The 26412-nt window shown below is 57.3% G+C and carries 28 protein-coding genes; 11 read left to right on the plus strand and 17 right to left on the minus strand.

The features are described 5' to 3' along the window. Positions 1-125 precede the first annotated feature (125 nt). The 5 genes from ABLQ08_RS10795 to ABLQ08_RS10815 all read right to left on the minus strand — a co-directional run bounded on the left by ABLQ08_RS10795 (position 126) and on the right by ABLQ08_RS10815 (position 5975). Positions 126-1475, minus strand: a complete 1350-nt coding sequence (locus ABLQ08_RS10795) for an ABC transporter substrate-binding protein (protein WP_352941690.1) — start codon at positions 1473-1475, stop codon at positions 126-128. Between the two features lie 2 nt (positions 1476-1477). Then, the gene (locus ABLQ08_RS10800) at positions 1478-2584 is read right to left on the minus strand and encodes a LacI family DNA-binding transcriptional regulator (RefSeq protein WP_352941692.1); all 1107 of its coding nucleotides are present in this window, start codon (positions 2582-2584) and stop codon (positions 1478-1480) included. Positions 2585-2970: 386 nt separating this feature from the next. After that, positions 2971-3381 carry a D-ribose pyranase gene (gene rbsD / locus ABLQ08_RS10805; protein ID WP_352941695.1) on the minus strand — a complete coding sequence of 137 codons (411 nt, stop codon included), beginning with the start codon at positions 3379-3381 and terminating at the stop codon, positions 2971-2973. Positions 3382-3404: 23 nt separating this feature from the next. After that, complete coding sequence (locus tag ABLQ08_RS10810) at positions 3405-4586, minus strand: GAK system CofD-like protein (protein ID WP_352941697.1); 1182 nt, start codon at positions 4584-4586, stop codon at positions 3405-3407. A 132-nt stretch (positions 4587-4718) separates the two neighbouring features. Further along, a complete protein-coding gene (locus tag ABLQ08_RS10815; RefSeq protein ID WP_352941699.1) occupies positions 4719-5975 on the minus strand; it encodes a glycerate kinase type-2 family protein in 1257 nt (418 codons plus the stop codon). Positions 5976-6175: 200 nt separating this feature from the next. Here ABLQ08_RS10815 and ABLQ08_RS10820 point away from each other — a divergent pair, with 200 nt between their 5' ends. Beyond that, on the plus strand, positions 6176-6565 hold the full coding sequence (locus ABLQ08_RS10820) for a DUF427 domain-containing protein (protein WP_352941701.1): 390 nt from the start codon (positions 6176-6178) through the stop codon (positions 6563-6565). A 6-nt stretch (positions 6566-6571) separates the two neighbouring features. Here ABLQ08_RS10820 and ABLQ08_RS10825 read toward each other — a convergent pair whose 3' ends face one another. From ABLQ08_RS10825 to ABLQ08_RS10855, 7 genes are all read right to left on the minus strand, one after another. Continuing rightward, positions 6572-7009: an SRPBCC family protein gene (locus ABLQ08_RS10825; RefSeq protein WP_352941703.1), complete on the minus strand. Its 438-nt coding sequence runs from the start codon at positions 7007-7009 to the stop codon at positions 6572-6574. Next, positions 7002-7349 carry an ArsR/SmtB family transcription factor gene (locus ABLQ08_RS10830; RefSeq protein WP_352941705.1) on the minus strand — a complete coding sequence of 116 codons (348 nt, stop codon included), beginning with the start codon at positions 7347-7349 and terminating at the stop codon, positions 7002-7004. The genes ABLQ08_RS10825 and ABLQ08_RS10830 overlap by 8 nt, the downstream gene beginning before the upstream one ends. A gap of 71 nt (positions 7350-7420) precedes the next feature. After that, positions 7421-7792, minus strand: a complete 372-nt coding sequence (locus ABLQ08_RS10835; RefSeq protein ID WP_352941706.1) for a phosphate acetyltransferase — start codon at positions 7790-7792, stop codon at positions 7421-7423. Continuing rightward, the gene (locus tag ABLQ08_RS10840; RefSeq protein WP_352941707.1) at positions 7789-8178 is read right to left on the minus strand and encodes a MaoC/PaaZ C-terminal domain-containing protein; all 390 of its coding nucleotides are present in this window, start codon (positions 8176-8178) and stop codon (positions 7789-7791) included. The genes ABLQ08_RS10835 and ABLQ08_RS10840 overlap by 4 nt, the downstream gene beginning before the upstream one ends. Before the next feature lie 2 nt (positions 8179-8180). After that, positions 8181-9722 carry an AMP-binding protein gene (locus tag ABLQ08_RS10845; protein WP_352941709.1) on the minus strand — a complete coding sequence of 514 codons (1542 nt, stop codon included), beginning with the start codon at positions 9720-9722 and terminating at the stop codon, positions 8181-8183. A 42-nt stretch (positions 9723-9764) separates the two neighbouring features. After that, a complete protein-coding gene (locus tag ABLQ08_RS10850; RefSeq protein ID WP_352941712.1) occupies positions 9765-10538 on the minus strand; it encodes an enoyl-CoA hydratase/isomerase family protein in 774 nt (257 codons plus the stop codon). 10 nt (positions 10539-10548) lie between these two features. Further along, complete coding sequence (locus tag ABLQ08_RS10855) at positions 10549-11175, minus strand: TetR/AcrR family transcriptional regulator (RefSeq protein WP_352941714.1); 627 nt, start codon at positions 11173-11175, stop codon at positions 10549-10551. 504 nt (positions 11176-11679) lie between these two features. Here ABLQ08_RS10855 and hemA point away from each other — a divergent pair. The 10 genes from hemA to ABLQ08_RS10905 all read left to right on the plus strand — a co-directional run bounded on the left by hemA (position 11680) and on the right by ABLQ08_RS10905 (position 21886). After that, positions 11680-12897 carry a 5-aminolevulinate synthase gene (gene hemA, locus ABLQ08_RS10860; RefSeq protein ID WP_352941717.1) on the plus strand — a complete coding sequence of 406 codons (1218 nt, stop codon included), beginning with the start codon at positions 11680-11682 and terminating at the stop codon, positions 12895-12897. A gap of 622 nt (positions 12898-13519) precedes the next feature. Further along, on the plus strand, positions 13520-14254 hold the full coding sequence (locus ABLQ08_RS10865) for a DUF1194 domain-containing protein (RefSeq protein ID WP_352941720.1): 735 nt from the start codon (positions 13520-13522) through the stop codon (positions 14252-14254). A gap of 165 nt (positions 14255-14419) precedes the next feature. Next, positions 14420-15667 (plus strand): cation:proton antiporter, encoded by a 1248-nt coding sequence (locus ABLQ08_RS10870; protein ID WP_352941723.1) that lies wholly within the window; start codon positions 14420-14422, stop codon positions 15665-15667. A gap of 74 nt (positions 15668-15741) precedes the next feature. After that, positions 15742-17352 (plus strand): glutamate synthase-related protein, encoded by a 1611-nt coding sequence (locus ABLQ08_RS10875; protein ID WP_352941725.1) that lies wholly within the window; start codon positions 15742-15744, stop codon positions 17350-17352. A gap of 19 nt (positions 17353-17371) precedes the next feature. Beyond that, a complete protein-coding gene (locus ABLQ08_RS10880) occupies positions 17372-19348 on the plus strand; it encodes a thiamine pyrophosphate-dependent enzyme (protein WP_352941727.1) in 1977 nt (658 codons plus the stop codon). An 82-nt stretch (positions 19349-19430) separates the two neighbouring features. Further along, positions 19431-19652: a hypothetical protein gene (locus tag ABLQ08_RS10885; RefSeq protein ID WP_352941730.1), complete on the plus strand. Its 222-nt coding sequence runs from the start codon at positions 19431-19433 to the stop codon at positions 19650-19652. Continuing rightward, a complete protein-coding gene (locus ABLQ08_RS10890) occupies positions 19649-19822 on the plus strand; it encodes a hypothetical protein (protein WP_352941732.1) in 174 nt (57 codons plus the stop codon). The genes ABLQ08_RS10885 and ABLQ08_RS10890 overlap by 4 nt, the downstream gene beginning before the upstream one ends. Continuing rightward, positions 19819-20886, plus strand: coding sequence for a Rieske 2Fe-2S domain-containing protein (locus ABLQ08_RS10895; RefSeq protein WP_352941735.1), 1068 nt, complete (start codon positions 19819-19821; stop codon positions 20884-20886). Before ABLQ08_RS10890 ends, ABLQ08_RS10895 begins: the two co-directional genes overlap by 4 nt. Beyond that, on the plus strand, positions 20883-21644 hold the full coding sequence (locus tag ABLQ08_RS10900; RefSeq protein ID WP_352941738.1) for a hypothetical protein: 762 nt from the start codon (positions 20883-20885) through the stop codon (positions 21642-21644). The genes ABLQ08_RS10895 and ABLQ08_RS10900 overlap by 4 nt, the downstream gene beginning before the upstream one ends. After that, positions 21641-21886, plus strand: a complete 246-nt coding sequence (locus ABLQ08_RS10905) for a hypothetical protein (RefSeq protein WP_352941739.1) — start codon at positions 21641-21643, stop codon at positions 21884-21886. The genes ABLQ08_RS10900 and ABLQ08_RS10905 overlap by 4 nt, the downstream gene beginning before the upstream one ends. A gap of 2 nt (positions 21887-21888) precedes the next feature. Here the strand turns inward: ABLQ08_RS10905 and ABLQ08_RS10910 are convergent, their stop codons facing one another. Genes ABLQ08_RS10910 through ABLQ08_RS10930 form a run of 5 tightly spaced genes read right to left on the minus strand, consistent with a single transcriptional unit; the run spans position 21889 to position 26278 of the window. After that, entirely contained in the window at positions 21889-22683 is a 795-nt protein-coding gene (locus ABLQ08_RS10910; RefSeq protein ID WP_352941741.1) for an alpha/beta fold hydrolase, read from the minus strand. Next, a complete protein-coding gene (locus ABLQ08_RS10915) occupies positions 22680-23741 on the minus strand; it encodes a branched-chain amino acid ABC transporter permease (protein ID WP_352941743.1) in 1062 nt (353 codons plus the stop codon). Before ABLQ08_RS10915 ends, ABLQ08_RS10910 begins: the two co-directional genes overlap by 4 nt. Positions 23742-23757: 16 nt before the next feature. Continuing rightward, entirely contained in the window at positions 23758-24786 is a 1029-nt protein-coding gene (locus ABLQ08_RS10920; RefSeq protein ID WP_352941745.1) for a branched-chain amino acid ABC transporter permease, read from the minus strand. Further along, entirely contained in the window at positions 24783-25508 is a 726-nt protein-coding gene (locus ABLQ08_RS10925) for an ABC transporter ATP-binding protein (RefSeq protein ID WP_352941748.1), read from the minus strand. The genes ABLQ08_RS10920 and ABLQ08_RS10925 overlap by 4 nt, the downstream gene beginning before the upstream one ends. Next, complete coding sequence (locus ABLQ08_RS10930) at positions 25508-26278, minus strand: ABC transporter ATP-binding protein (RefSeq protein ID WP_352942592.1); 771 nt, start codon at positions 26276-26278, stop codon at positions 25508-25510. The genes ABLQ08_RS10925 and ABLQ08_RS10930 overlap by 1 nt, the downstream gene beginning before the upstream one ends. Positions 26279-26412: the final 134 nt, after the last annotated feature.

Raw genomic sequence — 26412 nt, forward strand, 5'->3', positions numbered from 1 at the left:
CGCTCCCCGTTCTCCCGGAACTGCAAATGCCGGGATCACGGAAGATTGGGACCGGGCGCTTGGCGGGCAGGTGCCCGGTCCTTGATCGTAAGAAGGGTTCCGCCCGATTGGGGCGGGCTCAAACGTTACTGGATCTTCGCCAGTTCCTCATTGAGCTTGGCAACCGTCGCCGCTGCGTCACGCTCATCGTCGATGTATTCACGCACCAGCCTGTTGATCGCCTGGCTGTTGATGATCTTGGACGCAATTGACAGCTGCCCTTCCTTGACGCCCCAGCGACTGGCGGTATCGAGACCGGAGACAATGGTCTTGATCGTTTCCGCATCGTAGAGTTCCGTCAGCGGCGCCTTGCGGTCCACACCAACCGGCAGTTTTGCCCAACCGTCAACGAACTGGGTTGCATTGTCCTTGGTGCCACGACGGATCGGGAACTTGCCTTCCGGTGCAATCGACAGCGTGGACATGTAACCATCGTCCATCGAGAACTCGACAAACTGCATCGCAGCTTCCGTGTCAGCATCGTTGGTAATGCCGAAGTAACGCACGTCGGCCCAGGCCGCACCGTCCGGATTGGACGGCCCACTCAAAGTGGTAACGACGCCGGTCTTGGAAGCCAGTTCCTTTGAGGTCGGATCGTCGGTAATGGTCGGAGGCGCGCTGTCGCGAAGACCTGCAAGCTCATCCAGAATGAACGGGGACCAGATGATCATTGCTGCCTTGCCGGCGAAATAGAGTTCGCGGGATTGTTTCCAGAAGAGATCTCCCGGAGGTGAAGCTTTGGCAATCGCCTTGTAGAACTCCAGAGCCTCAATCGTCTTTTTCTCGTCCAACGCCTTGAAGCCGCTACCGTCGACAGGCGTTACGCCATTTGCCAGCAGCACATGCTCCAATACCTGGCTCATGAAGTTTTCATCGATTTTCGTTGCCGCGACAAATGCAAACATCTCCGGCGGGTTGTGCAATTTTTCGACGGCGGCCAGGATGTTTTCAAAGCTGTCAGGGGCCGCAAGTCCGTTTTCATCGAAAAGGTCCTTGCGGTAGACAACCATCTGGGTCCAGCCATCGACCGGAACAGATGCGATGCCCCCTTCGACGGCAGCCATGGCGACTGCGCCCGGTGCAAAGGTCTCCGCACCAAGGTTTTCAAAGACTTCGGTTGCAGCTTCCGTATCCAGAATGCCGGCCTCTGCCCAAGGCAGCGCGTATTGCAGCGGATGATAGACAACGTCCGGCAGATCACCTGCCGCGAAAGCTGCCGTTGCGCGTGTGCCCAGATCCGACTCCGTCACCGGAATGACTTCAACCTCGATGCCGGTTTTGTCCTTGAACGCCGCCGCCATTTCTTCCTGCTTGGCCAAACGTTCAGGCTGCTCTTCCGTTGTCCAGAAACGCAGTGTGTCGGCCTGTGCCGTTGTCAGACCGAACGCGAGCACACCCGCGATGGTCGAGGCCAGGAATTTAGTCCTCCCAAACATAATTACTCTCCCTTACTGCCAGGAATTGGCTGTTGGTTCAGCCGGTTCCGGAGCACATCTGCGAGCGCTTCCGGTGTCATTGTTGGCGGGCCGTCAGAAGCCCTCCGAATGAGGTTTGCTTTCGCAAGAGCCTGCAAGCTCGTCGGATCCTTGCCGTCGAGCACATCGATCAGCATGCGGGCAACATGACCGCCCGCGTCCTGGGCACTTTGCGAAAATGTTGTCAGGGGCGGGTCCAGATATTCACCGACCGGCAGACCGTCATAACCGATGACCGTCACGTCCGAGCCGGTCGCCAGACCAAACTTCCGGCAGAACTGCACGGCGCCGATCGCCAGCGCGTCCGTTGCGCACAAAAGAGCGGTCGGCGGTCGTTCCAGTGACAGCAATGCCTTTGCCCCGGCAAAGCCCCCTCTTTCATTCAGCGCCTGCAGCGATTCCAGACTTTGGTCGTGCGGCAGGCCGAGCGCCTCCAGGCCCTGCCGGTAACCTTCCTGGCGCTGCAGGGCGAAATTGAGCTCCAGAGGTCCGCCGACATATCCGATCCGCTCATGTCCAAGGCTGTAGAGATGGCGCACGCCGTCAGCGAATGTTGCCTCATTGTCGATGTCGAACCAGGCATAGTTGGAAGGATCACCCGTGCGCCCATGGGCAACGAACGGGAAGTTCTGCTCCTTCAGATAGGCTATTCGAGGATCCTGAACCTCGGTTCTGGTGACGATGAACCCATCGACCTTGCGCCGGGCAATCAATCGCTTGAGGCTTTCGATCATATGGTCGCGTGAGTGGGTGGTCGTAACAAGGAGATCCAGCCCGAGCTCATCCAGGGCACGGGCGATACCGTCAATGAACTCCGCCAGGAAAGGGTCTGCTCCATTGCCCTGACCGACAGGAATGATGATGCCCAGTGTGTCCTGCCTGCCGCGCTTCAGATTGCGAGCCGTTGCCGACGGCTGATACCCCAGGTCCTTGACAGCCTTGAGAATGCGTTTGCGCGTTTCTTCGGAGATATCGGTATAGTTATTGAGGACCCGCGACACGGTTCCTTTGGCAACGCCGACATGACGTGCCACATCGTCAATCGTGACGGAACCACGTAAACGCGACATTGATCCTCCCAGAGGGCTTTCCCAGCCACCAAACCTTTTTCGGTAAATTTCGAACCGAGGTAGAAACCGCCTTTTTTGTTGAAAAAATTGTTACAAAACCGATTTTGTAAGTCAACAAAATCGGTTTTGTGATCGCGAACTATTTTTTCCGCACTGCGGGAAGATGCTGTCGCTACAACAAAACCTTCATTCGATTGGTTTTGGGAAAATCAACTGCGCTCGGGCAAACACCGACCTGCATCAAGATGCAGGCGCCGAAGTACTGCACAGGTTGGTCGGGGAGATGTAATGACATTTGCCAGTGATCGGACCTGGAAGCCGGAATACAAGTCCCGCCCCTGTCACAGGTAAGTTCCGGATCGCGTTAGACGGAATAATCCTTCTTTCTAGAAAGGCACGCCGGAGACCAGGATCACGTTCGCATAAGGAGTGCATTCCTCGGTTCGTATGACCACCTTTGCCAGGCTGGTCCGTTCCTTGAAATCGGCATGTGACAGACGAACGTGTTCAATGGGCTTGCCTGTTTCCGCGGCCCAATGGGCAAGTTTCACCTCGATACGCGTGGTGAGGTCGGGCGCCGCTTCGTCAGCGAATATCGCCTGCTGGACAACAAGTTCGTGAGCGAGTGCATCAAGGACGTCAAAAAAGCCGGGTATTCCTGGAGATACCGCCAGATCGATGACCGGGACACCCTCCGGCACGGGCAAACCGGCGTCCGCAACGACAATTTCGTCCGTATGTCCAAGAGAAGCAACCAGGTTGCTCAAGTGACGGTTCAACAGCGGAGTGCGTTTCATGACATTGCTATCCGGATAAGGTCTCAGGTCAGCGATACAAGGGCTTCACAAAGCGGAACAGGATCATAGTAAGGTTCCGATTGCCTGCTGATGAGATCCAGCTTCAGCACCGTGATCCCCTGCCCGGTAATTCCCAAGACCTCTGCATCCGCAACGCTCCGGTCGACAATAACGAAATTGAGCAAATTCTGTACCGGACAATCGGCTCCCGCATCCCGACGTAAATAGCGAAGCATCTGGCTCACCTTGTCCGCGACCGTCATGTTACCGGTCTCCGGATCGTCCCCCAATCCCGGCACATAAACCTTTGGAACCGTCCGGCTGGCAATGGCTTTGCCCACTCCCTCGGGCAACAGATTCGCGATCAGACTGGTGTAAAAGCTGCCCGGCGCGTAGCAGATCAGGTCGGCGGAATGCATGAGGCTACGGTTCCGACCTGGAAATTCGGCATGGGCATGCGCAGTGTCATTCAGCCCGCGGTTCAGAAAAAGATTCGTGATCGAAGTTTCCAGCGGCGGTTGCTCTTTACCCGTCAACCGATGTTGACCGACCACGACCTCTCCGCTTTCAAGTTCCGCGCCCAAATGAAGATTGGCATCGGCCACTGCTCGTACTGTGCCCTGAACACCAACGAGTTTGGACACCAGAAAGATGATCGGCTCCAACTGCTGGTTCTGATTGAGATATCCGCCCGCAAGGATAAGGTTGCCGATACTCGCACCACGCAAATCGAAACTCTGCGGACATTCGCTCTGGAACACCCGAAGCTGGTTCTGGATCAGCATGCGCATTGGTTGCTCGATCGCGTCCACCAAAGGATGTGTGCCTGCAATCATGTCAGCCAGTTCACCGGCAAGGTCGGATCTGTCCGCAGCCTTTGTGAAGCGGTGGGTAAACAGGCGGAAAGTGTCCGGATGCCCGAGCACGGTCTCGTCCGCAAGCGCCATCATCCGGCTCCTCAGGTCGCCAATCGCCGGCATGTCAAAGGCAATCCGCAATCCTTGTGAACTTCCGCCAGAATCGAATGGCGTAACCAGATGAATGGAGTTGTGCGTATAACGCTTCAGGCACTGAGCCACACCGTTCAACGCCGAGCCACCGCTCAGAAACAGAAGCCGCGGCCCCAACTTCGGATTGGACAGAAAGCGCTCGATCCGGAAGGGATCGGGCATGCGCACCGCGCGGGTGATGGTGACTTCAGACATTCCAGCCCCTGATCGGGAGAAGACCAAACGCGTGCCGTGAAAGGCAGAGCCCCGAACACATAGCAGCGAAGTGTTTACAGATTAATCAGGACTCAAATTTGTCGACTTTCGATTTTTGGATCCGCATCTTGCTCATCCGATCCAGATTGCCCGGAAATCATTCACATTGGTCAACGTAGGACCCGTGACGACCTGATCATCAATCTTCTCGAAAAACCGGTGCGCGTCGTTGTTTTCCAATGCCTTGGCTGCAGACACTCCCTTGGCCTCCGCCTTTTCCAAGGTATCCGGCCCTATCATGGCACCCGCGACTTCTGCCGCGCCATCGACACCATCCGTGTCACAGGCGATGGCATGAATTCCTCCAGCACCTTCAAGGGCCAGCGCAAGAGCCAGCGAATATTCTGCGTTGGGTCCACCAACTCCGTCTCCGGTGCGCGTGACAGTCAGTTCACCACCGGAAAGCAGAACAAGCGGCCGGTCACCCTCGGCTCGTTCACTTTGGCGCAGCAAGGCGAGCTCGGCATGCGCGCGTGCAACTTCCCGCGCTTCGCCCTCCAGGGCATCTCCGAGCAATTCCACATCGCACCCGTGTTCGATGGCCATGACCTTGGCCGCCTCAAGAGATTGCGACGGTGCTGCGAAGACCGTATTGGTCACCCGCGAGAGCTTTTCATCCTGCGGGCGCAGCACACCGCTCGGGCCCTCAAGAGCTTTTCGCACGGAGGCCGGCACATCCACGTTCCAGCGCGCCAGGATCGCGGTGACATCGTCGGTCGAACTTTCATCCCCGACTGTCGGTCCGGATCCGATCTCCGCCGGATCGTCCCCGGGAACGTCTGACAAGAGCAAAGCCAGCATTCTTGCCGGATAGGCCGCCGCTGCAAGCTGCCCTCCCTTCACCCGGCTCAAATGCTTGCGCACGAGATTCATCTGACCGATCGGCGCACCTGAACTCAGAAGGTTCTGGTTGACCGCCTGTTTCTCCGCGAGGGTTATGTCGCCGGCCGGAGCTGTCAGAAGCGCCGAGGCTCCACCTGAAATGAGAGCCAGAACAAAGTCGTCTTCACCCAACCCTTCGAGCAGTTCCAGCAGGCGCCGCGTCGCGACAAGACCAGCCTCATCAGGAACCGGGTGAGCGGCTTCCACAACTTCGATTCCCTGGCAGGGGCGGGCATATCCATATCGGGTAACCACCAGCCCCTCACACGGTCCCCAGGCAGCCTCCACTGCTTCAGCCATTCTCGCAGACGCCTTTCCGGCACCTATGACAACAACACGGCCTTCCGGTTTTTTCGGCAAGTGAGCAGACAGGCTCTGCATCGGGTCTGCAACATCCACTGCCCGCTGAAACATCTGCCTCAGCAGCTCTGGTGTTCTTTGGGCCATCTCGTCACAACCTTTCAACTCACTAGCGTTCGAAGTGTTTGAGCGCTGTTTTCAAGTGAATTTCAAGGCACTTTTTATCAATTTCGGTCTTCTGCGGCACAAATCGAGCCAAAACAGTGTTCACGGGAATGTTAGAAATGAGCTTTTGCGATCGCAATGTCCTGACACCACGTTCTGGACAAATCTTACAGGAGTGCAAAATGACGGCCCTGACATCATCCGCATTTGAAACGGCAATCCGCAACCCGGACAATCCGGATCATCTCATGGTGATAAAGGATGTCCCGCGCCGGGTTCGCATTTATGCAGGTGACACATTGCTGGCGGATAGCGTCAATGCAATTCGGGTCATGGAGATCGGCAAAACCGTCTACGACCCTGTGATTTACATCCCGGAGAGCGATCTGACGCTCCGATTTACCCCGGTCGCCAAATCCACTTTCTGCCCGATCAAGGGAGACGCCAGTTATGTCGCCCTTGGTGGTGAGGAAGTCGCATGGGTCTATAAATCCCCGATCAGCATGGCGAGCCGTCTGGCATCGCATTTCGCGTTCTGGCCGACCAAGACCCGTCAGGTGGAAGGTGAATAAGACAGGTCAGGCGGCCTCTTCGCCTGCAACGAGGGGGCCCAGACAGTCGACGATGCGGTTCCAACCGCCTTCATGGTTGTCCCGGCTTTCCTGGGAAGGAAACTTGACGTGAGTCAGCGTCAACTCCGTGCCGCCGTCCACCTCGTCAAACTCAAGCGTCACAACACTGTCGGGCTCCGAAAACGGGCTTTCCCAGGTGAATACCAACCGGCTATGGGGGCTGATTTCCTTGTAGATTCCTTTGTGAGGGATCTGCTGATCGCCCGCCTGCATGATGATCTCGAAGGCACCACCGACCTTGGGATCGGTTGTTGCCTTCGGCACGCTCATATCGGGTCCCGGGGTCATGAACCTTGCGAGAATCTCAGGATCAAGCCAGGCATCGAACACACGCTCTGCCGGAGCCGAAAACTTTCGTGAAACAACCACACTCAATTCACTCATCGCCTGTCTCCCTTGAGAGCATATCGTCCAAGGCATCGAGGCGCTGGGTCCAGATGGACCTCAAGTCCTGGAACCATCTGTCGATCTCGCTGACCGGGCCCATATCCGGCTCGATCAGGTGTTCCCGCCATTCGGTCCGGCGGCGCACCAGCCCCGCCGCTTCCAGGATCTTGATATGCTTCGACACCGCATTCAGGCTGACGTCAAAATGCTTTGCAAGATCGGTCACCCGGGTCGGACCGTGCTGAACCAGCAAGGTCAGGAGCTCCCGTCGCCTCGGATCACTCACCGCTTTCAGGATTTCAGTGAGTTTTTGATCATCAAGCCTTCGTTCAACCATATGGTTGAATTAATACAAACAAGATCATCAGTCAACCTTTTAGTTGAATGAATTAATATGGAACGGCCAACCTATTCCTTGCCGACATCCTCGACATAAACCAGAGCGCGACCCTGACAGATCCGCGTGCCATCGGCCGCTTCACAAACGGTTTCCAGATCGACCAGATGCTTCTCCGGACGCAAACGCGTAATCGTGACCGACGCCGTCAGTTCCTGACCGACGGGGGCAGGCACAAGAAACTCAAGGCTCTGCTTCAGATAATTCGTCCCGCGGCCTGGCAACTCCACCCCCAGAAGATAGGAGAACAGTCCTCCGACGAGTGGGCCCGGCACATCTGTTGGAACGTTGCCCAAATCGCCCGACAGCAGCGCAAAATCACGCATGTCCTGTTCCGAATAGGTCCGGGCGATTTCCGCCTTTTGTCCGAGTTCCAGGGTCATGAAGCATCTCCCAGGTTACAGGTTCCCGACAGGGTAAGTGCCCCATCCGCGCTTCTCTTGACTTCCACCAGGATCTGACCGGGTTCAGCGGGATTTTCGGCAAACGAAAGCGTCAGCTCTTCATCCGCATAGGAAGGGTTTGGGAACATCAACGTCTGCATCACATGCTTCCGGCCCGGATACAGAGCCTGAAGATGCCCGAACACGCGGGTGTAAAGCAGCATGCCGTGCGAAACCGTGCGGCCGAAGCGGGTACGCGCAGAGAACTCCGGATCCACGTGGATGGGATTGTCGTCTCCTGAGAGCGTTGCAAAGGCATCGAAATCGGATTGCCGGGGCGTCCAGGTAAAAACGGCACTCGACAGCGTGTCGGCGGAGAGGCTCATGCTCACGCATCCTCCGGAGTTTTTGCGGTTGAAAAATTGTCTTTCAAAATATTCTTGCGCACTTTTCCCGCAGCCGTTCGCGGCATGTCTTCAACAACGGAAAAGCTTTTCGGGATCTTGTAGGGAGCCAGATGTGTCCGGCACCATTCCGGCAGACGGGCGATGTCGAGACTTTCCCCGGGACGAGCGATCAGAAAGGCAGCGCCAACTTCACCCCATTTTTCGTCCGGCACTCCGATGACGGTCGCCTCGAGAATGGCGGGATGACTGACGAGAACCTTTTCAACTTCAGCCGGATAGACGTTCTCGCCACCGGAGATGTACATATCCTTGATGCGGTCGACGATGTAGTAGTAGCCATCCTCGTCACGCCGCGCGACATCGCCCGACTTGAGCCAACCGTCGACCGTGAATGTCGCGGCCGTGGCCTCGTTGTTGTCCATATATCCCGGCGTAATATTGGGACCTCGAAACTGAAGCTCGCCTTCACCGGGCCCCTCGACGATCCCGCCGTCACCATCAGCCAACCGGACATCGGTCAGAATTTGCGGCTTGCCGACCGAACCGATCTTTTCGGCTGCATGGCCTGCATCCATCAAAAAGACCGTTGGCCCCGTTTCCGTCATTCCCATGCCGTTGCAAATGGTCACGCCACGGTTCTGAAACTCGATCAACAGGTGTTTGGGAACAGGAGCCCCACCGCAGCCGAGGGAACGGACGCCGGAAAAGTTCACCCCGGAAATCCCTGAGGCCAGCGACATTGCCTGATAGATGGCCGGAACGCCGAAGAAGCAACTCACCTTGCCCTGATCGATAAGACCCAGAACGATATCGGGATCGAACTTTCGCAAAATCGTCGAGGATCCTCCATTGAGGAATATCGGTAATGTCGGCAGATTGATCCCGGCCGTGTGGAACAGAGGCAGAAAATTGACCCCCGCTTCACCGGTCGAGAGCCCGGTTGCCTGGCAATAGTTGATCGTATTGGCATACGCCATGCCCGCTGTCTGGATGACGGCTTTCGGCAGGCCGGTTGTGCCGGAGGTAAAGAGCAGATACCAGGGCGCACTGGCTTTGATCCGTCCGCACCCGATCGCGGCAGGGCTGGCATGTCGCAGAAGTCCATCAAGCGCACTGTTGGCAGTCACTGATGCGCCTATCGGCAATACGCTGATTTCAGTCGCTTGGACAAGTTCTGCCGCAACGGCTTCAAAAGCCTCATCCGCAAAAATCAGTTTCGCCTTCGAGGCCTCTAGCACCGGCTTCAGTTCTGCAGCGGGTTGCCGCCAGTTGAGCGGCACCAGCAGGATCCCTGTTTTCTGCGCAGCAAACAGCAGAACGAAAAAGTCCGGATGATTGTGGCAAAGCACCGCGACACGGTCACCTCGCTCAAGTCCGTTTTCCAGAAGCAGGTTGCCCAGTCTGGTTGCCCGGCTGTTGATTTCGCAAAACGTAAAACTGCGGCCGGTTTCATGGTCGGCAAATGCCACGGCATCCGGTGTCAGTTCGGCGCGCTTCGCCGCCATGTCAGTTAGAAACTCCATGTGTCCTCCCAACACCTGGTGTTTGAATTTCCATTGCGTTTGTCAGGCACGTTTCCTGGTGAAATTCTGCATGCCTTCCAAGGTTTCAGGCCGTGCCACCAATTCAAGAAATCGGGACTTCTCCTTTTCGAGGCGTCGCCGTACCAGACCGCGACGCTGATCATCCCAGATGCTCTGGCGGGTCGCCCGGTGAGTTTGCCGGTAGCGTCCGGCGATCCCGTCGACCCATGTTTCAATCCGGGCCTCAAGCTCTGCCCTGGTACAAACATCTGCTGCCAGTCCGAGCTCAAACGCCTCGGCAGCAGCAAGACGTTCGTTCAGATACTGGATCTGCAAGGCTTTTGCGGTTCCGACCCGTTCCGGCAAAAGAGCGGTCCAACCGCCGTCCGGCCCGAAACCGACTTCAGAATAATAGGGTTGAACAAAGGCCTGATCCGACATCGCCACCATATCAGCGGCCAGCATCAGGCCGGTTGACCCGCCCGTGACAGGTCCATTGACGGCTGCAAGGACGGGGGCAGGAAAGGCAAGAAGGTCCAGGAGTGCTTCATGCAGCTCCGTCACCAGACCGTCTGAATAGGAAATCAGCTCTTCGCGCGAAGACGCATTCGCCAGAAATCCGGAAATATCACCCCCGGTTGAAAAGCTTGGTCCGCGTCCCGATAGAACCAATGCAACCGGCTGCTCCTGAAGAGCCGCCGCAATTGCGGCCCGCAAGGCGGCGAGCAGTTCGGGCACGAGAGCATTGTGGCGCTGCGGACGGTCCAACCACAGCCAGAGCGCTCCTTGCCTGCTCTCGGCTTCAACCATGCTCATGTCCGGCCTCTCACGGCTTCAGACCGTTGGCAATCAGGTCATAGGCAGTGTCGACGATTTCTCGGATCGATTTTTCCGATTTGAAGACAATCAACTGTTCGCCGAGGGCACGCGCGATGCCCATGAGCGCCCAGGCGCGCGTCTCCACGTCGCCCTTCGAGATCTGCCCGGCCTTTTCGGCAGCTGAGAGCCCGCTGCAGTACCCGGCGGAGAAGGTGACGTAATATTCGTGATAGGCTTCCGGATCGACAAAGAGTGCTTCCTGAACAATCCTGTAGAGATCCGGATGCGCGCGAACAAACTCCAGAAACGCCTGAAGACCGGCTTTTTCCGCGTCAAGTCTGTTTTCTATGTCCTGGGTTGCTTCGGCAATTGTGTGCCGAACCAGGCGTCCCATTTCCAGAACCAGTTCGGAAAAAACCTCCTCCTTGGTTTTGAAATAGATATAGAACGTTCCTTGGGCGACACCGGCCTCACTGGTAATGTGGCCGATGGAGGCGTCGTTATACCCTTTGGCCCCGATAACCCGCTCGGCTGCGCCCAGTATCGCCTTGCGCGTTGCTTCTCCCCGCGCTGTTTTGGGCTGGTTTCCCGGCGCCTGTCGATGCGCTTCTGCTTGTCCGGCCGATTTTCCCACGTCCGGTTCCTCCCAAGTTCATGAAACATGAATCAGTATTCATGTTTATGGTGTGAAAGCAAGAAATTCTTTGAGCGAGCCAGTGGTTAAATGCTGAGCGAGACCGGAGCATTACCGTCTGTGACACGCGCCGGACTGTTCAAGAACCTGACAAGGAAAGAGAGCTTTTGCCGATTCTGTTCGCGTCTGAGGCAGATCTACAGCTTCAGCTTTAAACACTTGCTCGAAAAATCCGACTAATTTTCCACTCTCAGCCGAGCGACAATCACCAAGCAAAATCAGACGCATTCCCGGCAATTTTCCGGCTATGACTTTTGGACGCATCAACGCCAATTGACCTTGATCAAGGATAAAAGTTTGGTAATGCAGTTTTGAATAGCTAAAAGTTACCTGCTAGGCTGAAACATCGCTGCAAGGTCTCGGACGTGAAAAGCCGCCTGGACGCGAATAGGGCGGCACATAATGAGAGGCGCTGGCAAGGGCCAGCGAAAGAGGACCGGTATCATGGACGTGAATGCGTATCTCGAAGAGCGCCTTAATAAACTTCATGACAATGGCAATTACCGGATCTTCGCCGACCTGGAACGACAGTCCGGCGACTTCCCCCGCGCCAAACGCTACCGCGAAGATGGCACCGTTCAGGATGTGACCGTCTGGTGTTCCAACGACTATCTCGGCATGGGCCAGCATGAAAAGGTCGTCGGAGCGATGCAGGACGTTCTCGCGAAATGCGGCGCAGGTGCAGGTGGCACCCGCAACATTTCCGGCACCAATCACTATCATGTGCTTCTGGAACAGGAACTGGCGGATCTGCATGCCAAGGAAGCGGCCCTGATCTTCACATCAGGTTACGTCTCCAACTGGGCGGCACTTGGCACGCTTGCATCTCAGGTTCCGGGCATGATCGTTTATTCCGACAGCCTGAACCACGCTTCGATGATCGAGGGCATCCGCCACTCTCGCGCCGAAAAGCGCATCTTCAAGCACAACGACGTTGCCGATCTGGAGCGCCTGATGGCTGCCGACGATCCGGACGCGCCGAAGCTGGTCGCATTCGAAAGCGTCTACTCCATGGACGGGGACATCGCGCCGATCAGGGAAATCTGCGATGTCGCCGACAAGTTCGGCGCCATGACCTATCTGGACGAAGTTCATGCGGTCGGCATGTACGGCCCCCGCGGCGGCGGTGTTGCCGAACGTGAAGGCCTGATGGACCGTCTGACAATCATCGAAGGAACGCTTGGCAAGGCATTCGGTGTCATGGGTGGCTACATCACCGGCTCCAGGACGGTTGTCGACTTCATCCGTTCCTTTGCTTCAGGCTTCATCTTCACAACGGCGCTGCCGCCTGCACTGGCCGCAGGCGCTGCTGCCTCCATCCGGCATCTCAAGGACAGTCCTTTCGAGCGCAAGGCGCATAAGGACCGGGTCGCTCAGGTTCGTGCGGCGCTCGACAAGCGTGGCATCCCGCATATGGAGAATCCGAGCCACATCGTTCCGGTGATGGTGGGTGATGCCAAGAAATGCAAATGGATCTCCGACATTCTTCTGGAGACCTACGGCATCTACGTTCAGCCGATCAACTACCCGACCGTTCCGGTCGGCACCGAGCGCCTGCGGTTCACCCCGACACCACTGCACACAGATGCGGACATCGAACATCTGGCCAACGCGATCAACGACCTGTGGTCTCAGTGCGCATTGGCCCGCGCCGTCGCGTAACGGCAATCAAAGAGAATTCGATCAACCCGCCTTGGCAACAGGACGGGTTTTTTGATTTCTGACTGTCCTGTTTTTGAGTGGTTCGTCTGCGCGGACCCACAATTTCGGTCATTGCAGAACTTGATCCTGCAATCCATACCCTGTCCAATAAACGAACTCGAACTGTACAAGGGGAGACGAAATGGCCTGGATTGCAAGGTCAAGCCTACTGCAGTCCGGTTTAGATCGCTGCCGTCCCGTTAACATACAGATATCATTTGGATAACTTCAGTTTCTTGTTTACGTGATACAATACAAACTCACCGTATTTGTCATCCCGGCTGAAGCGTAGCGTAAGGCCGGGATCCAGTAGCCCCGGTGTCAGTTTGAACCGCAAACCTTTGTGTTTACTGGTTTCCTGCCTTCGCAGGAATGACAACAGAGCAGCCATTCGTAAGTCTCTTATACCCGTCGGAGCTAGACCAGAGAGCAGTGGATCAAGTCCTGCAATGACCTGGAACTGACAGTGAATGCCGGCGGACAATCCCTTGCCGTAGCTCGGGAATCCAACAACGCTCCTTTTCCTTTTTCTCCCCCCTGCCCTAGCTACTTGAGAGTGCGTTTATGAAGGGAGCGAAAAGAGATGCGGGTTTTCGTTGTTGTTGCAATCTGGATTCTAGCGCTCGCGAATCCCTCCCTGTCGGAAGAACTTGATCTGGAACTGGTCTTGCTCGCTGACGCAACCGGCTCGATCGATGATGCCGAAATCCGCTTCCAGAGATCCGGCTATGCCGAAGCGATCACGGATCCGTCAGTGCTGAATGCCATTGCCGGCAACGGTTATGGAAAGATCGCCATCACCTATGTCGAGTGGGGAGACCTGCTCTCGCAGGACGTCGTTGTCGAATGGACTGTGATCGACGGCTTGTCTTCGGCGCAGGAATTCGCAGGCAAGCTGATGGAGGCCCCGAGGCGGGCTTACGGGCGCAACGCAATCGGCGCAGCATTGCTGAAGGGCAAGGAGCTGATCGACGGAAACGACTTTCAGGGACTGCGACGTGTGATCGATCTGTCGGCCGACAGCGCCAACAACTGGAACGGCCCGACCATCGAAGAAGCAAGGCAAACCGTCGTTTCTTCAGGCATCGTCATCAACGGTCTGGCGGTTCTATGCCGCCACTGCTCCGGCCGTCCGGTCTCCTATGACCTGGAAGAACGGTTCTATAGCGACATCATCGGAGGACCTGCCGCTTTTGTGGTAACCGCCGACAGTCCGGAGACATTTGCCGATGCGGTTCGCAAAAAGCTGATACTGGAAATTGCCAGCCAGCCCGAGAAAGGGCACCGCATTCTCCGACAAATGGCGCACAGACAATAACGTTCGCAGGGTGTTCGGCTCAGCAGTCTCCGGCGAGGCGGAACTTCGAAAGCTACCCTTGCGGAAAATCACGATTGTCACACGCGAGTGTCATCGGCTTATGATTTGAAATGGCGTCACTGCCCTGTCCTTATACCGCCGTGGGCTTTGGGAGAGAGAACGTATATGGCCACCGGTCTTTTGATGCTGGCAATGTTTACGGTCTGTTACACCTTGCTGGCCAAAACCCTGTCCAACGGCATCCTGACTGCCCCGATTCTGTTTATCGGCTTCGGTTACGTCATGGCTCAAACCGGCCTGATGCCGCTTGCAGAAGCCGAGCACCTGCTGCACATCGTTGCCGAACTTGCCCTGATCATATTGCTGTTTCTGGACGCGGCCCAGATCAACCTGCAGGCCCTGCGCGAACGCCATCAATGGCCCCTGCGCATGCTGGTTATCGGTCTGCCGCTTGCAATCGTTATCGGCACCGCAGCCGCAGCGCCCTTCCTGTCTGCCTATCCGCTTATTGTCGCCGCCCTTGCCGCCGCTCTTCTCGCGCCAACGGACGCAGCACTCGGCCAGGCAGTCGTGACCAACAAAGCCGTGCCCGAGCGGGTTCGCCGTGCTCTGACACTTGAAAGCGGCCTGAACGACGGGCTTGCGTTGCCGGTCATCCTGCTCTTTGCCAGCCTGACCGCTGAAATGATGCACCAGGACACAACCAACTGGTTGCTTTTCGGTGCCAAGCAGCTGGTGTTTGGACCGCTTGTCGGCGGGATCACCGGCGCGGTTGGCGGAATTCTGTTTCTGGCTGCAAAGCACCGAAAGATGACCACCGCGACCATTGAGGGCATCGGCGCCATCGCCATGGCAGGCGGAGCTTACCTGGCAGCGGGAATGGTGGACGGAAACGGCTTTATCTCCGCATTCATCGCCGGACTGTTTTTCGGCAACGTCATCAAGGGTCAATGCGCCTTTATCTACGAGTTCACCGAAAGCGAAGGGCAGATGCTGTCCTGGGGAGCTTTTTTCCTGATCGGACTGGCCCTGTTGCCGGACGCCATTGCCCATCTCGATGCAGCTACATTGATCATCATCCTGGTCAGTCTCTTTGTCGTACGTCCGCTCGCCGTCTGGCTGTCATTGACCGGCACCGACGCCGCTCCGCTCACCAAACTGTTTTTCGGCTGGTTCGGCCCACGTGGCCTTGCCACGGCGCTCTTTGCTCTGCTGATCGTGGATCAGATCGACCACGAGATCGGCGAACAGCTTCTGAATCTCGCCGTCAATGCGGTCTGGATCAGCGCGGTCTTGCACGGCATTACCGCGGTTCCACTCGCAAAGTGGTACGGTACTCGTATGTCGGCACGGGAAGGAGCTGCGGAAATGGCGGAAGCACCGCCCATGCGACCCCAGATGCCAACGGACTGACCGCCGCATCACAAGACAAAAGACCATTCAGCCAAGGCCGCTCACCAACTAGAGGCCATTAGCCGGGGGAAGAAATGAAAAAACAAGTTGTTGCGAAACTGAGCACCTTGCCGGACCGGGAACCGCAATATGCGCTCGTGGCCGATGTTGATCTGGTGGTGGTCCGATTTGACGAAGACATATCGGTCTTTTACGGCCGCTGCCTTCACCGCGGCGCGTTGATGTCCGACGGTTATGTCGACGGAGACAATCTGATTTGCGGCGTTCATTACTGGGACTACCGGCTCGACAGCGGCGTCTCCGAATACAACAACTCCGAAGCCCTGCCGAAATTCACCAGCTGGGTTGAAGGTGACGATGTCCTGGTTGATGAAGAGGAAGTCGCAGCCTGGGCCAATGACCACCCGCAACCCTTCAATCGCGAGGCTTATCTCGGCCTTTACGCCGACACCAGCCACGGCACGGAAGAAGAGCCTTACAACGGCCTGATCCAGCAATACGCCCGCGACGGGTTGAGCAAAACAGGTCACCATGGCCGGGTCGATGCGATGGGTGTCCCCCGCACCCAGCTGCCGGACTGGGACGATATCCAGATCCTCACAGCACAGCTTCACCGCCCGCCCTTGCTGGACAACGATCCGGTCGACACGGAAGTCGTCATCGGTCCGAACGCCCAGAAGCCACTGCGGCTCAAGATCCCCCTTCTCGTATCGGACATGAGTTTCGGCGCTTTGTCGGAACCGGCAAAAGTGGCGCTGGCCCGTGGAGCCGAGCTCGCCGGGACAGGCATCTGTTCAGGTGAAGGCGGCATGCTGCCGGAAGAACAGGAAGCAAATTCCCGCTACTTCTATGAACTGGCTTCCGCCCGCTTCGGTTTCGAGTGGGACAAGCTCGGCAAGGTACAGGCTTTTCACTTCAAAGGTGGTCAGGGTGCAAAGACCGGCACCGGCGGCCATCTGCCCGGTGCAAAGGTAAAGGGAAAAATTGCAGACGTGCGCGGATTGAACGAAGGCGAAGACGCGATTTCTCCGCCACGTTTCCCGGATTGGACGGAGGTCTCGCAAATAAAGGAATTTGCCGATGAGGTCCGCAGCCGGACCGGGGGCATTCCCATCGGCTACAAGCTTTCTGCGCAGCATATCGAAAAGGACATTGACGCCGCCCTGGAAGTGGGTGTCGATTACATCATTCTGGATGGCCGCGGCGGCGGCACAGGAGCAGCGCCGATCATCTTCAGGGACAATATCTCGGTGCCGACGATCCCGGCCCTTGCCCGGGCCCGACGTCACCTGGACGGTCTCGGTCGCCCCGACATCACCCTTGTGATCACCGGGGGATTGAGAAAACCGGCCGACTTCGTCAAGGCACTGGCACTTGGCGCGGATGCGATCGCGGTTTCCAATTCCGCCATGCAGGCCATCGGCTGCATCGCCATGCGTGCCTGTCACACAAACAACTGCCCGGTCGGCATCGCCACGCAGAAACCGCATTTGGTGAACAGGCTGCAGATTGAGAAGTCCGCCCGGCAACTCACCAACTTCTTTGAAGCTTCGGTTGAACTGATGCAGGTGATGGCACGCGCCTGCGGCTACTCTCATCTCAATCAGTTCCGCCTGGAAGACCTGACCACCTGGAAACGCGAAATGGCGGACTTGGCGGGCGTTGCCTATGGCGGTGTTGCCTGATCAATTGAGGGAGGACGAAATGGACGCTCAAAATCTCGATTGGATCAAGGTGGGTCACGTGGACGATCTGCCGGAGGGCCGCGTTAAAACGGTGACCGCGCGAACCACATCGATCTGCCTGTCACATTTTGACGGCCAATGGGCTGCAATGGACAATCACTGCCCGCATCAGCGCGGACCGCTAGGCGAAGGTTCCATCGAAGAAGGTACCGACGGCAAATGCTGGATCCGCTGCCCCTGGCACGGCTGGGACTTCGATCCGTTGACCGGCGCTCCTCCGGGGGGCCATGAAGACAGCGGTCAGAAGATTTTCCCGCTCAAGATCGAAGACGGCGAAATCTTCGTTGGGCTGGAGCCGGAACCCGAACACGAACGCACCGCGACCGATGTCATGGCCGAAACCATGGTCAACTGGGGCGTCAAACGCATTTTCGGCATGGTTGGCCATTCCAATCTTGGCCTGGCGGATGCAATTCGCCTGCAGGTGAACAAAGGTAACCTCGGTTACGTCGGCATCCGCCATGAGGGCGCTGCCGCCTTCGCCGCTTCCGCCTACGGCAAACTTACCGGCAAACCGGCCGGCTGCCTGACCATTGCCGGACCGGGTGCGACCAACCTTCTGACCGGACTTTGGGATGCGAAAGTTGACCGCGCTCCCGTCCTCGCCCTCACCGGCCAGGTCCAGACACAGGTTTTTGGTCCGGGCGCCTTCCAGGACATTGATCTGAAGTCGGCCTTTGAAGCGGTCTCCAGGTTTTCGCAACCGGTCCTCAGCACCTCCAACCATGCTGAACTGATGTCTTTGGCTCTCAAGACGGCGCTGGTGGAAAGGGATGTATCCAATCTGATTTTCCCCGACGACGTCCAGACACTTCCAAGCAATCAGAAGGCCGGGCATCCGGAAGGACGTCTTGGTGGCACCGAAGTCTCTCCGTCGGCCAGCGACCTCGCCAGGGCCGTTGAAATGATCAATGAGGCAAAACGCCCGACGATTGTGCTGGGATACGGCGCCAAAGACGTCCGTGACAAGGTCATCGCACTTGCGGAAAAGATAGGCGCCCCGGTGCTGACCACCTTCAAGGGCAAGGGCCTTATTCCTGACACCCACCCGCTGGCCGCCGGTGTGCTCGGCAGGTCCGGGACGCCGATCGCCAGCTGGTTCATGAACGAAGCCGACCTGATCATCTCGCTCGGCTCGTCTTTCGCCAATCACACCGGCATCGCCCCTTACAAGCCGATCATTCAGGTGGATTTCGAGCGGATGCAGCTCGGCAAGTTCCACCCGGTCACCTTGCCGGTCTGGGGTGAAATCGGAACCTTCTGTTCCGCGATCCTCGACAAGGTCGGCAAGTCCGCCGATGCTCCGGACCAGGTGAAGGAACTTGCCGAACGCTGGGTGATCTGGCGTGAGGAAAAGGAAACCCGTCTCACGGAGGATCACGGCCAGGGCATTCATTCCGCCGCCGTCTTCAAGGCCCTGACCGAACTTTGCCCGGAAGATGCGATCATTCCGGTGGATGTCGGCAACAACACCTACTCCTTCGGTCGCTACTTCGAACCGCGCGGTCAGCGTATTCTGATGTCAGGTTACCTCGGATCCATCGGGTTCAGTCTGCCTGCCGCGCTCGGTGCCTGGTGCGCGACGCAGGACTTCGATCAGTTCAGGGGCCGGAAGGTGATCTCGATATCCGGTGACGGCGGCTTCGGCCAGTACGCGATGGAATTCACCACCGCCGTCAAATACGGCATGAACATCACCCACATCCTGTTGAACAACAGCGAACTCGGCAAGATTTCGAAAGAGCAACGCTCCGGTGAATGGCCGGTCTGGGAGACAAATCTGACCAATCCGTCCTTTGCCGCCTTTGCACGTCTGTGCGGCGGGCACGGTCACCGGGTGACCGACGCCTCGGAACTGAGGGAGGCCATTGGTGCCGCGATTGCCCATGACGGACCTTCACTTGTGGAAATCATCACCGACGCGGATTTGGTGTGATGATAATGTTGGGACTAACCTGTCATCTCGGCTTACGCTGGGATGACAAGCTTGCAGAGACCAATTTGGTTGGGGGAGTGCTTTGCAGACTGCCGCATTTCTGATCGACATCGGCTACTACTACCTGATGGCAGGTGGTGTTGTCGCAGCCCTGTTCCTGGTCATTGGCGTTGACCGTGTGGAACCCTCCGCGCGCGGGTCCTACGCTTTCCGCCCCCTGCTCATTCCCGGTATCTGCCTGATCTGGCCACTCGTTCTTTATCGATGGTACGTGCTTGAAAAATACGGGGAGGATCGCCGATGAAACGGGCTCACCGTACTGCGCATGCCCGAATCTGGACCATACTTGTGGTGCTGCTGCCGCTTGCCTTTTTCACGATCCTTGCCCTGCGCCAAACGCCACCGGCAGATCGCCCGGCCATCCTCATCGAAGCTCCGGCAGGTGACGAGAACAGCTCAGAGGGGGCTCAATGAGCGTTCAATACATGCCGGTCATCTGGAACCGGAACAAGATGTTCTACGATGCCGTACTGCTGGTTGCGGTCGCGCTTTATCTCTACGTCTTCATCCGCTTCGCCCCGGCCTTCGAGGACGTGACCAAGCCGATTGACGGCGCCATCCTGAGAATGCGCGCCTTCGGCAGCTGCGCTTTCCTGATGCTGACGATCATCCTGTGCATCGGACCGCTTGCGCGCCTCGACAGACGTTTTCTGCCGTTACTCTACAATCGCCGGCATTTCGGTGTCATGACGGCAGGTATTGCAGCTGTCCACGCCAATTATGTTCTCGGCTGGTATTACAGCTTCTCTCCGACCAACAAATATGTCGCCCTGCTGTCCTCCAACACCGACTATGGGCAGATCCTCGGATTTCCGTTCGAGACATTCGGCATTGCAGCCTTTCTCATCCTGCTGATACTGGCCGCAACCAGCCATGATTTCTGGTTGAGTTTTCTTGGAGCACCAATCTGGAAAGCGCTGCATATGTTCATCTATGCGGCCTACGTATTCGTTGTTCTTCATGTGGCTCTCGGAGCTTTGCAAGGACCGGCCGATCCGATTTTCACAAGTGTCGTCGCTGCCAGCGTGGTTCTGGTCTCAGGCCTGCATTTTGCAACGGGACGCATGGAAGCACGCCGGGATCGCGGCGAGGAAACTGCGAAAAAATCCTTGCAGGATCAGGGTTGGGTCGTTGCCGGTGAAGTCGACGAGATCGATGACGACTGTGCCAAGGTGGTAACGCTGTCGGAAGACGAGCGCGTTGCGATTTTCAAGTATGACGGCAAGCTGTCAGCCATTACAAACGCCTGTGCCCACCAGAACGGCCCGCTTGGCGAGGGCAAGGTGCTTTGGGGCTGTATCACCTGCCCCTGGCACGGCTACCAGTACAATCTTGCGGATGGTCGCGCTCCTGAACCCTTCACGGAGAAGATTTCGACCTACCGCCTGAAGCTGATCGGATCGACCGTGTTGCTGGATCCCAATCCCCAACCGCCGGGGACCTATGTCGAACCCGTTGTGATCGGAGCTGCGGCATGAGCTGGAAACAAACCAAAGACGCACCGTTTTACGTCGGCTACCTGAATACCGTTCCAAAGCAACTCGTTTCCTTCCTTGTCGTTTTCGCGGTGTGTTTTGTCGGCGGTCTGGGCCTTGCCGCACTGGCGCTCTCGTCAACGCAGAACGACCCCGGCAACGGCGGGTTCCAGTGGGGCAACCGTTTCGAACAGACAGGTCTTCTGGAGCTGCGGCCCTATCCGGTTTTCCGAATTCCTGCAGAAGGAGACAACCCTGCGCGGACCTACATGCTCTCAGGGCAAGGCAAGCGGGGCGTTTTCAACCAGGCAGAATCCAACAAAGGCAATTCGGTCAGTCTGCGCGGGGTTCCGGTCAACCGGGGTGATCTCACAATGATCCAGGTCGGCCGTGTCGACGCTTCCGAAGAACAGCTCGCAGGTTTCATGCCCACCGAACCGGTTCCCCTCGGACGATGGAAGCTGACCGGGGAAATCTGCGACGGCAAGTGTTACGCGGGCGCCATGCGTCCGGGACGGGGTCTCGCTCACAAGGCCTGCGCCGACCTTTGCCTGACGGGAGGCATTCCGCCTGTCTTCGTTTCTTCAGGACCGGTCGAAAACCGGAACTTCTTCCTGATGGCGGATAAGGAAGGCAATCTTCTCGGCGATGAAATCAAGCCACTGCTCGCGCTGTTTATCGAGGTCGAAGGCGACGTGGAACGGCTTGACGATCTGATGGTCTTCAAGGTCGATCTGGCAACGGCGAGGGTTTTGAAATGAGCGGCGAAACTCAAGGACCCGCCTGGCGGACGATCCTGATTTCACTGGTGCTGACGGCAGCCCTGGCAGCCATATCCTACTATGTCTGGACCTATTCCAATATCGGCGCGAACGAATTTGCCCGTGGCACTCTGCTCGCCGACCTTCGCTTCTTCGTCGGCATGCTTGCGGTTTTTCTGGTCCTGACATTTCTCGACCGGATCATCGAATTCGTGAAATCGAAAATCAGTGGCGGACATTGAAACTACGGGTCGATTAGTCGTAGCAGCAGTTCGTTGAACCGCGCAGGTTCTTCCAATTGCGGCGCATGACCGGATTTCTCGAAACGATGAAGATGAAAGTCCGGAACGTTCTCTTCGTGCCAGCGATGGACACCAGGACCATAAAGCTGGCTTTGCAATCCGGCCACCAGATGAAAGGGCAATTCGAGCGTTTTCAGCGTTTCGCGAAAGTCCTGCCGGGTCAGTGACGCCCACATGGGGCGCAGCAACGCCGGGTCTGCCCTGGCGATTTCGAGACGCGCAAATTCCAGAAGGTGCGGAGCCGGGTCCAGGTGCTCCGCATAAAGACGCCTGGCGATCCTGGACGGAAGCTTCTTCCAGTCGGCAACGATTGCATCCAGGAAGTGGTCGTTGAGTTCCGGTGTGAGCCCACTCAAGGTCCCGTTCTGCCAGTCAGGCGTATTCAGAACCTTTGGCGACATATCGAGGACAACAACAGCTGAAAACCGGTTCGACCCGTATCTCTCCAGCATGGAATAAGCAACCAGCGCTCCCATCGACCAGCCACACAAGATAATCTCGTTCAGCTCCTGGTCAGCAAGGTAAGCGTGAAGCTCATCGGCTGCAGCCTCAATAGTCATCGGGACTCGGTCGGCAGTCTTGCCGTGACCGGGCAGATCCGGAACGATGCAGCGTGCCCTAGATCCAAGCGCTTCCATCTGGGCCTGAAAAAACTGTCCGGGGCACGACCAACCGTGAACAAGTACAATCGGGCGTCCTTGCCCCTCATCGCGAATGTAAAGCACGTTGTTGCTCACGCACGTCCCGACCGCAATCTGCCTACAATTCCGCTCGGGAAGAAATAGACCGACAAAATAAACAAGACCCCCAGCCAGAGCAGCCAGCGTTCAGGCGCAACAAGCGTGGAAACGAAGGGAACCGCACTGGTGGCGTCAGCCGCGACACCCATCAGGTTCTGCAGGTATGTCTGGGCCAGAATGAACAGCGTTGCTCCGAGCACGGCTCCGTAAAGCGTGCCCATGCCCCCTATCACGACCATCAGCAATATGTCGATCATGATTTCCATGGAAAGCGTCGTTGCCGGGCCGGTGTAGCGCAGCCAGATGGCCAGCAGAGACCCGGCAAGCGCCGCCATGACAGCGGAAAGTACGGTGGCGGTGGTTCTGTACCAGACGACCCTGTAGCCGATGGCCTCAGCCCGGAATGCATTGTCCCGAACAGCTTTCAAGGTCCGGCCGAATGGCGAGTTGACGATCCGCAGCATGACCAGAAACAGGACCGCGGAAGCAAAGAAAACCAGATAATAGGCAAGCAGCTTACCGTTGATCCGAACGCCGAACACCTTCTCCTTGACCAACTTGAAAGCGGGCGTCAGCTCGCGCGGGATCTTGTAGTTGAGCCCGTCCTCACCACCGGTCAACCAGGACATCTGTGACACCAGAACGGCGAAGGCACTCGCCACCGCAAGCGTCACCATGGCAAAGAAGATTGCCTTCACGCGCAGGGAGAACAGCCCGATCGCCAGAGCGAACAGCGCTGCAACCACAGCCCCGGTCGCAGTTCCCCAGATCAGCGACCAGTAACTTGGCCCGGTCGCATTCAGTGCCAGGGCCGTGCCGTAAGCTCCGATGCCGAAAAACATCGTATGCGCGAAAGACACGATCCCGGAATAGCCGAGCAGAAGGTCATAGCTCGCAACCAGAACGATGAAGATGCAGATCCTTGCAGCCGTCTCCAGAGACTTGGTGCCGGGAAACAGGAAAGGCGCAAAGGCAAGCGAAACGAGGACGATCAACAACAGAACCGTCAAAAGCCCACTGCGCGGCGTGTCGCCGGAAAGAAGTCTTGTCAGCATGGTCTGGCTCCCGCTCCTACTTCGCCTTGACGACCGGATAGAGCCCCTGCGGGCGCCACATCAAAATCACAACCATCAGAGCAATGGTCGAAATCAGCGCAACTTTCGGCGCCAGGAAGGCCGTGTAATTGGCCAGAAGTCCGACAAGCAACGCACCGATGAAGCAACCTTCCACGGAACCGAGTCCACCGATAATCACGACAATGAACACAAGCACCATGATCTCCGAGCCCATATGGGCCGTGATGGTCTCCTGATAGAGCCCCCACATCACCCCGCCGAGACCTGCCAGCGCCGATCCGGTCATGAACACGATCAGGAACAGGCGGCGGATGCGATAGCCGAGCGCTTCGACCATTTCGCCGTTTTCGACACCGGCACGGACAAGCAGCCCCACCTTGGTGTTCTTCAGGATGTGCCGCATAGCCAGAAACAGCGCCAGTCCAATGCCGACCGCCACAAGCCGGTATTTTTCAATCGCCGCCTCGCCGATCACCAGCGATCCCTGAAGGGCCTCGGGCCTGGAAATATGCAACTCGTCCGGCCCCCAAACCACGTGGATCATCTGCTGGGCAACGATCAGCCCGCCCATTGTCACGAGGATCTGTTTCAAGTGTTCGCCATAAACGGGCATGACGATGACACGTTCGAATGCATATCCAAGCAGACCGGTCACCAGCATGGCGGCCAGAATGGCGATCAGAACTGCCGTCAGGTTCAGCATGACGCTCGGCGAGGCGGTCCAGCCCGCCAGCCACGCCAGAACGGTGAAGCCGACAAAGGCACCGACCGCCACAAAAGCCCCATGGCCGAAATTGATCACGTCCATCAAACCGAAAACGACGGTAAGTCCGGAGGCCATGATGAAGATCATCATGCCCATGGCGAGACCCGCCACGGTCAGGGTCAGCCAACTGGCCGGATTGCCAATCGCGGCCAACCCGGCAACCGCGAGTATCGGCACCAGCAGGACCGGAAGCTTTTGAAAAAACTGTTCCTTGAACGGAACCTTCTCGATGCGAGGTTTGATCGCGGTATCGCTCATTGATGCGCCTCCAGGCTCAGGCCCATCAGCTTTTCCTGCAAGGCAGCGTCGTTGACGAGTTCTTGCATGGACCCTGAATGAATGATGCGGCCGTCATCCATCACGGCGACGGTGTCGCCGATATTCGAGGCCATGGCGAAATTCTGTTCCACCAGCAGGATGGTCGTGTCTGTTTCCTTCAGCTCACGCAAGGCATCGGTCATCGCCTTGATGATCGCCGGTGCGAGCCCTTTCGTCGGCTCGTCGATAAGGATCAGACGACGCGGTTCGATGATCGCCCGCGCAACAGACAGCATCTGCTTCTGTCCGCCCGAAAGAGTTCCGGCAGACGCGTTCCAGAACGTGCCGATTGGAGGAAACAGCTCCTTGATCCATTGAAGACGCTTGGCATCAAGCGGTCCGTTTGCAGCCGCAAGGATCATGTTTTCCTCAACGCTCAGATCCGTGAAAATGCCCATGTCCTCCGGAACGAAGGCGATACCGCGCCGGGAGATTTCCGGTGTATCCAGCCTGGTAATGACATGATCCTCGAAACGGACCTCGCCCTGACTGGCGGTCCAGAGCCCCATGATGGTGCGAAGCGTCGTGGTCTTGCCCGCACCGTTTCGGCCAAGAAGAACCGTCACTCCGCCTTCCGGCACTTCGAGATCAACACCCTGAAGAATGTGATAAGGACCGATATGCGTGTGAACGCCGGACAGAGCAAGAAGCATATCTGTCATCACGCTGCCTCCGGCGCTTTGCCGAGATAGGCTTCCTGGACAACGGGCAACGCAATGACCTCCGCCGGCTCACCGTCGGCCACCAAAGCACCGTTGTGCAGAACGATGATCCGGTCAGCAAGACTGCGGATGACATCCATCTTGTGTTCTACCAGCAAGATTGTCCGGTCCATGTCCGCTTTCAGTTTCTGAATCAGGTCCAGAATAACCGGCACTTCATCAACACTCATGCCTGCCGTCGGTTCATCGAACATCAGAACCTGCGGACCGAGTGCGATCAGAAGGGCGACTTCCAGCTTGCGCTGGTCACCATGGGGTAGCGCGGAGACGATCTGATCGGCCTGATCGATCAGTCTCACTTCTGCAAGAACGTGATCGGCCCGCTCCAACAACTCGATGTGGCTTTCTGCAATCGAAAACAGATCAAAACCCTTGCGCGCCTTTGCCTGAACGACAAGGCGCACATTTTCCCGAACGCTGAGGGTCGGGAACAGATTCGTTAGCTGAAATGCCCTGCCGATGCCGCGGTCGGTCCTTTCGGGAACCGGCATTCTGGTGATGTCTTCGCCATTCAGAAGAACCTGTCCGTTGGTGGCAGGCAACTGCCCGGATATCAGGTTGAAGTAAGTGGTCTTTCCGGCGCCGTTCGGCCCGACAATCGCCGTCAGTGTGCCTCGGTCGAAACTGCAGGCCACATGATCGACCGCCACATGCCCTCCAAAACGGATGGTTAGGTCCCTGGTCTCGAGAATGGGATGTTCCTTGGCCACGGCAAAGGTTCCTGTCTGAGTGGAAATGGACAAGCGGAAGCTGGTCCGGCTGGCTTTTAACATACCAGCCGGATGAGGTGACTGTTCAATGGGACCTGATTGGTTGAGGCTTCGCCACGGCCCGCTGTGGGCCG

The organism is Roseibium sp. SCP14, from assembly GCF_040329475.1.
Lineage (GTDB): Bacteria > Pseudomonadota > Alphaproteobacteria > Rhizobiales > Stappiaceae > Roseibium.

What these genes read in the sequence shown, in the direction of transcription:
- ABLQ08_RS10795 (WP_352941690.1), bottom strand. Translation starts at nt 1,475, where the DNA reads ATGTTTGGGAGGACTAAATTCCTGGCCTCGACCATCGCGGGTGTGCTC.
- ABLQ08_RS10800 (WP_352941692.1), bottom strand. Translation starts at nt 2,584, where the DNA reads ATGTCGCGTTTACGTGGTTCCGTCACGATTGACGATGTGGCACGTCAT.
- rbsD (WP_352941695.1), bottom strand. Translation starts at nt 3,381, where the DNA reads ATGAAACGCACTCCGCTGTTGAACCGTCACTTGAGCAACCTGGTTGCT.
- ABLQ08_RS10810 (WP_352941697.1), bottom strand. Translation starts at nt 4,586, where the DNA reads ATGTCTGAAGTCACCATCACCCGCGCGGTGCGCATGCCCGATCCCTTC.
- ABLQ08_RS10815 (WP_352941699.1), bottom strand. Translation starts at nt 5,975, where the DNA reads ATGGCCCAAAGAACACCAGAGCTGCTGAGGCAGATGTTTCAGCGGGCA.
- ABLQ08_RS10820 (WP_352941701.1), top strand. Translation starts at nt 6,176, where the DNA reads ATGACGGCCCTGACATCATCCGCATTTGAAACGGCAATCCGCAACCCG.
- ABLQ08_RS10825 (WP_352941703.1), bottom strand. Translation starts at nt 7,009, where the DNA reads ATGAGTGAATTGAGTGTGGTTGTTTCACGAAAGTTTTCGGCTCCGGCA.
- ABLQ08_RS10830 (WP_352941705.1), bottom strand. Translation starts at nt 7,349, where the DNA reads ATGGTTGAACGAAGGCTTGATGATCAAAAACTCACTGAAATCCTGAAA.
- ABLQ08_RS10835 (WP_352941706.1), bottom strand. Translation starts at nt 7,792, where the DNA reads ATGACCCTGGAACTCGGACAAAAGGCGGAAATCGCCCGGACCTATTCG.
- ABLQ08_RS10840 (WP_352941707.1), bottom strand. Translation starts at nt 8,178, where the DNA reads ATGAGCCTCTCCGCCGACACGCTGTCGAGTGCCGTTTTTACCTGGACG.
- ABLQ08_RS10845 (WP_352941709.1), bottom strand. Translation starts at nt 9,722, where the DNA reads ATGGAGTTTCTAACTGACATGGCGGCGAAGCGCGCCGAACTGACACCG.
- ABLQ08_RS10850 (WP_352941712.1), bottom strand. Translation starts at nt 10,538, where the DNA reads ATGAGCATGGTTGAAGCCGAGAGCAGGCAAGGAGCGCTCTGGCTGTGG.
- hemA (WP_352941717.1), top strand. Translation starts at nt 11,680, where the DNA reads ATGGACGTGAATGCGTATCTCGAAGAGCGCCTTAATAAACTTCATGAC.
- ABLQ08_RS10865 (WP_352941720.1), top strand. Translation starts at nt 13,520, where the DNA reads ATGCGGGTTTTCGTTGTTGTTGCAATCTGGATTCTAGCGCTCGCGAAT.
- ABLQ08_RS10870 (WP_352941723.1), top strand. Translation starts at nt 14,420, where the DNA reads ATGGCCACCGGTCTTTTGATGCTGGCAATGTTTACGGTCTGTTACACC.
- ABLQ08_RS10875 (WP_352941725.1), top strand. Translation starts at nt 15,742, where the DNA reads ATGAAAAAACAAGTTGTTGCGAAACTGAGCACCTTGCCGGACCGGGAA.
- ABLQ08_RS10880 (WP_352941727.1), top strand. Translation starts at nt 17,372, where the DNA reads ATGGACGCTCAAAATCTCGATTGGATCAAGGTGGGTCACGTGGACGAT.
- ABLQ08_RS10890 (WP_352941732.1), top strand. Translation starts at nt 19,649, where the DNA reads ATGAAACGGGCTCACCGTACTGCGCATGCCCGAATCTGGACCATACTT.
- ABLQ08_RS10895 (WP_352941735.1), top strand. Translation starts at nt 19,819, where the DNA reads ATGAGCGTTCAATACATGCCGGTCATCTGGAACCGGAACAAGATGTTC.
- ABLQ08_RS10900 (WP_352941738.1), top strand. Translation starts at nt 20,883, where the DNA reads ATGAGCTGGAAACAAACCAAAGACGCACCGTTTTACGTCGGCTACCTG.
- ABLQ08_RS10905 (WP_352941739.1), top strand. Translation starts at nt 21,641, where the DNA reads ATGAGCGGCGAAACTCAAGGACCCGCCTGGCGGACGATCCTGATTTCA.
- ABLQ08_RS10915 (WP_352941743.1), bottom strand. Translation starts at nt 23,741, where the DNA reads ATGCTGACAAGACTTCTTTCCGGCGACACGCCGCGCAGTGGGCTTTTG.
- ABLQ08_RS10920 (WP_352941745.1), bottom strand. Translation starts at nt 24,786, where the DNA reads ATGAGCGATACCGCGATCAAACCTCGCATCGAGAAGGTTCCGTTCAAG.
- ABLQ08_RS10925 (WP_352941748.1), bottom strand. Translation starts at nt 25,508, where the DNA reads ATGACAGATATGCTTCTTGCTCTGTCCGGCGTTCACACGCATATCGGT.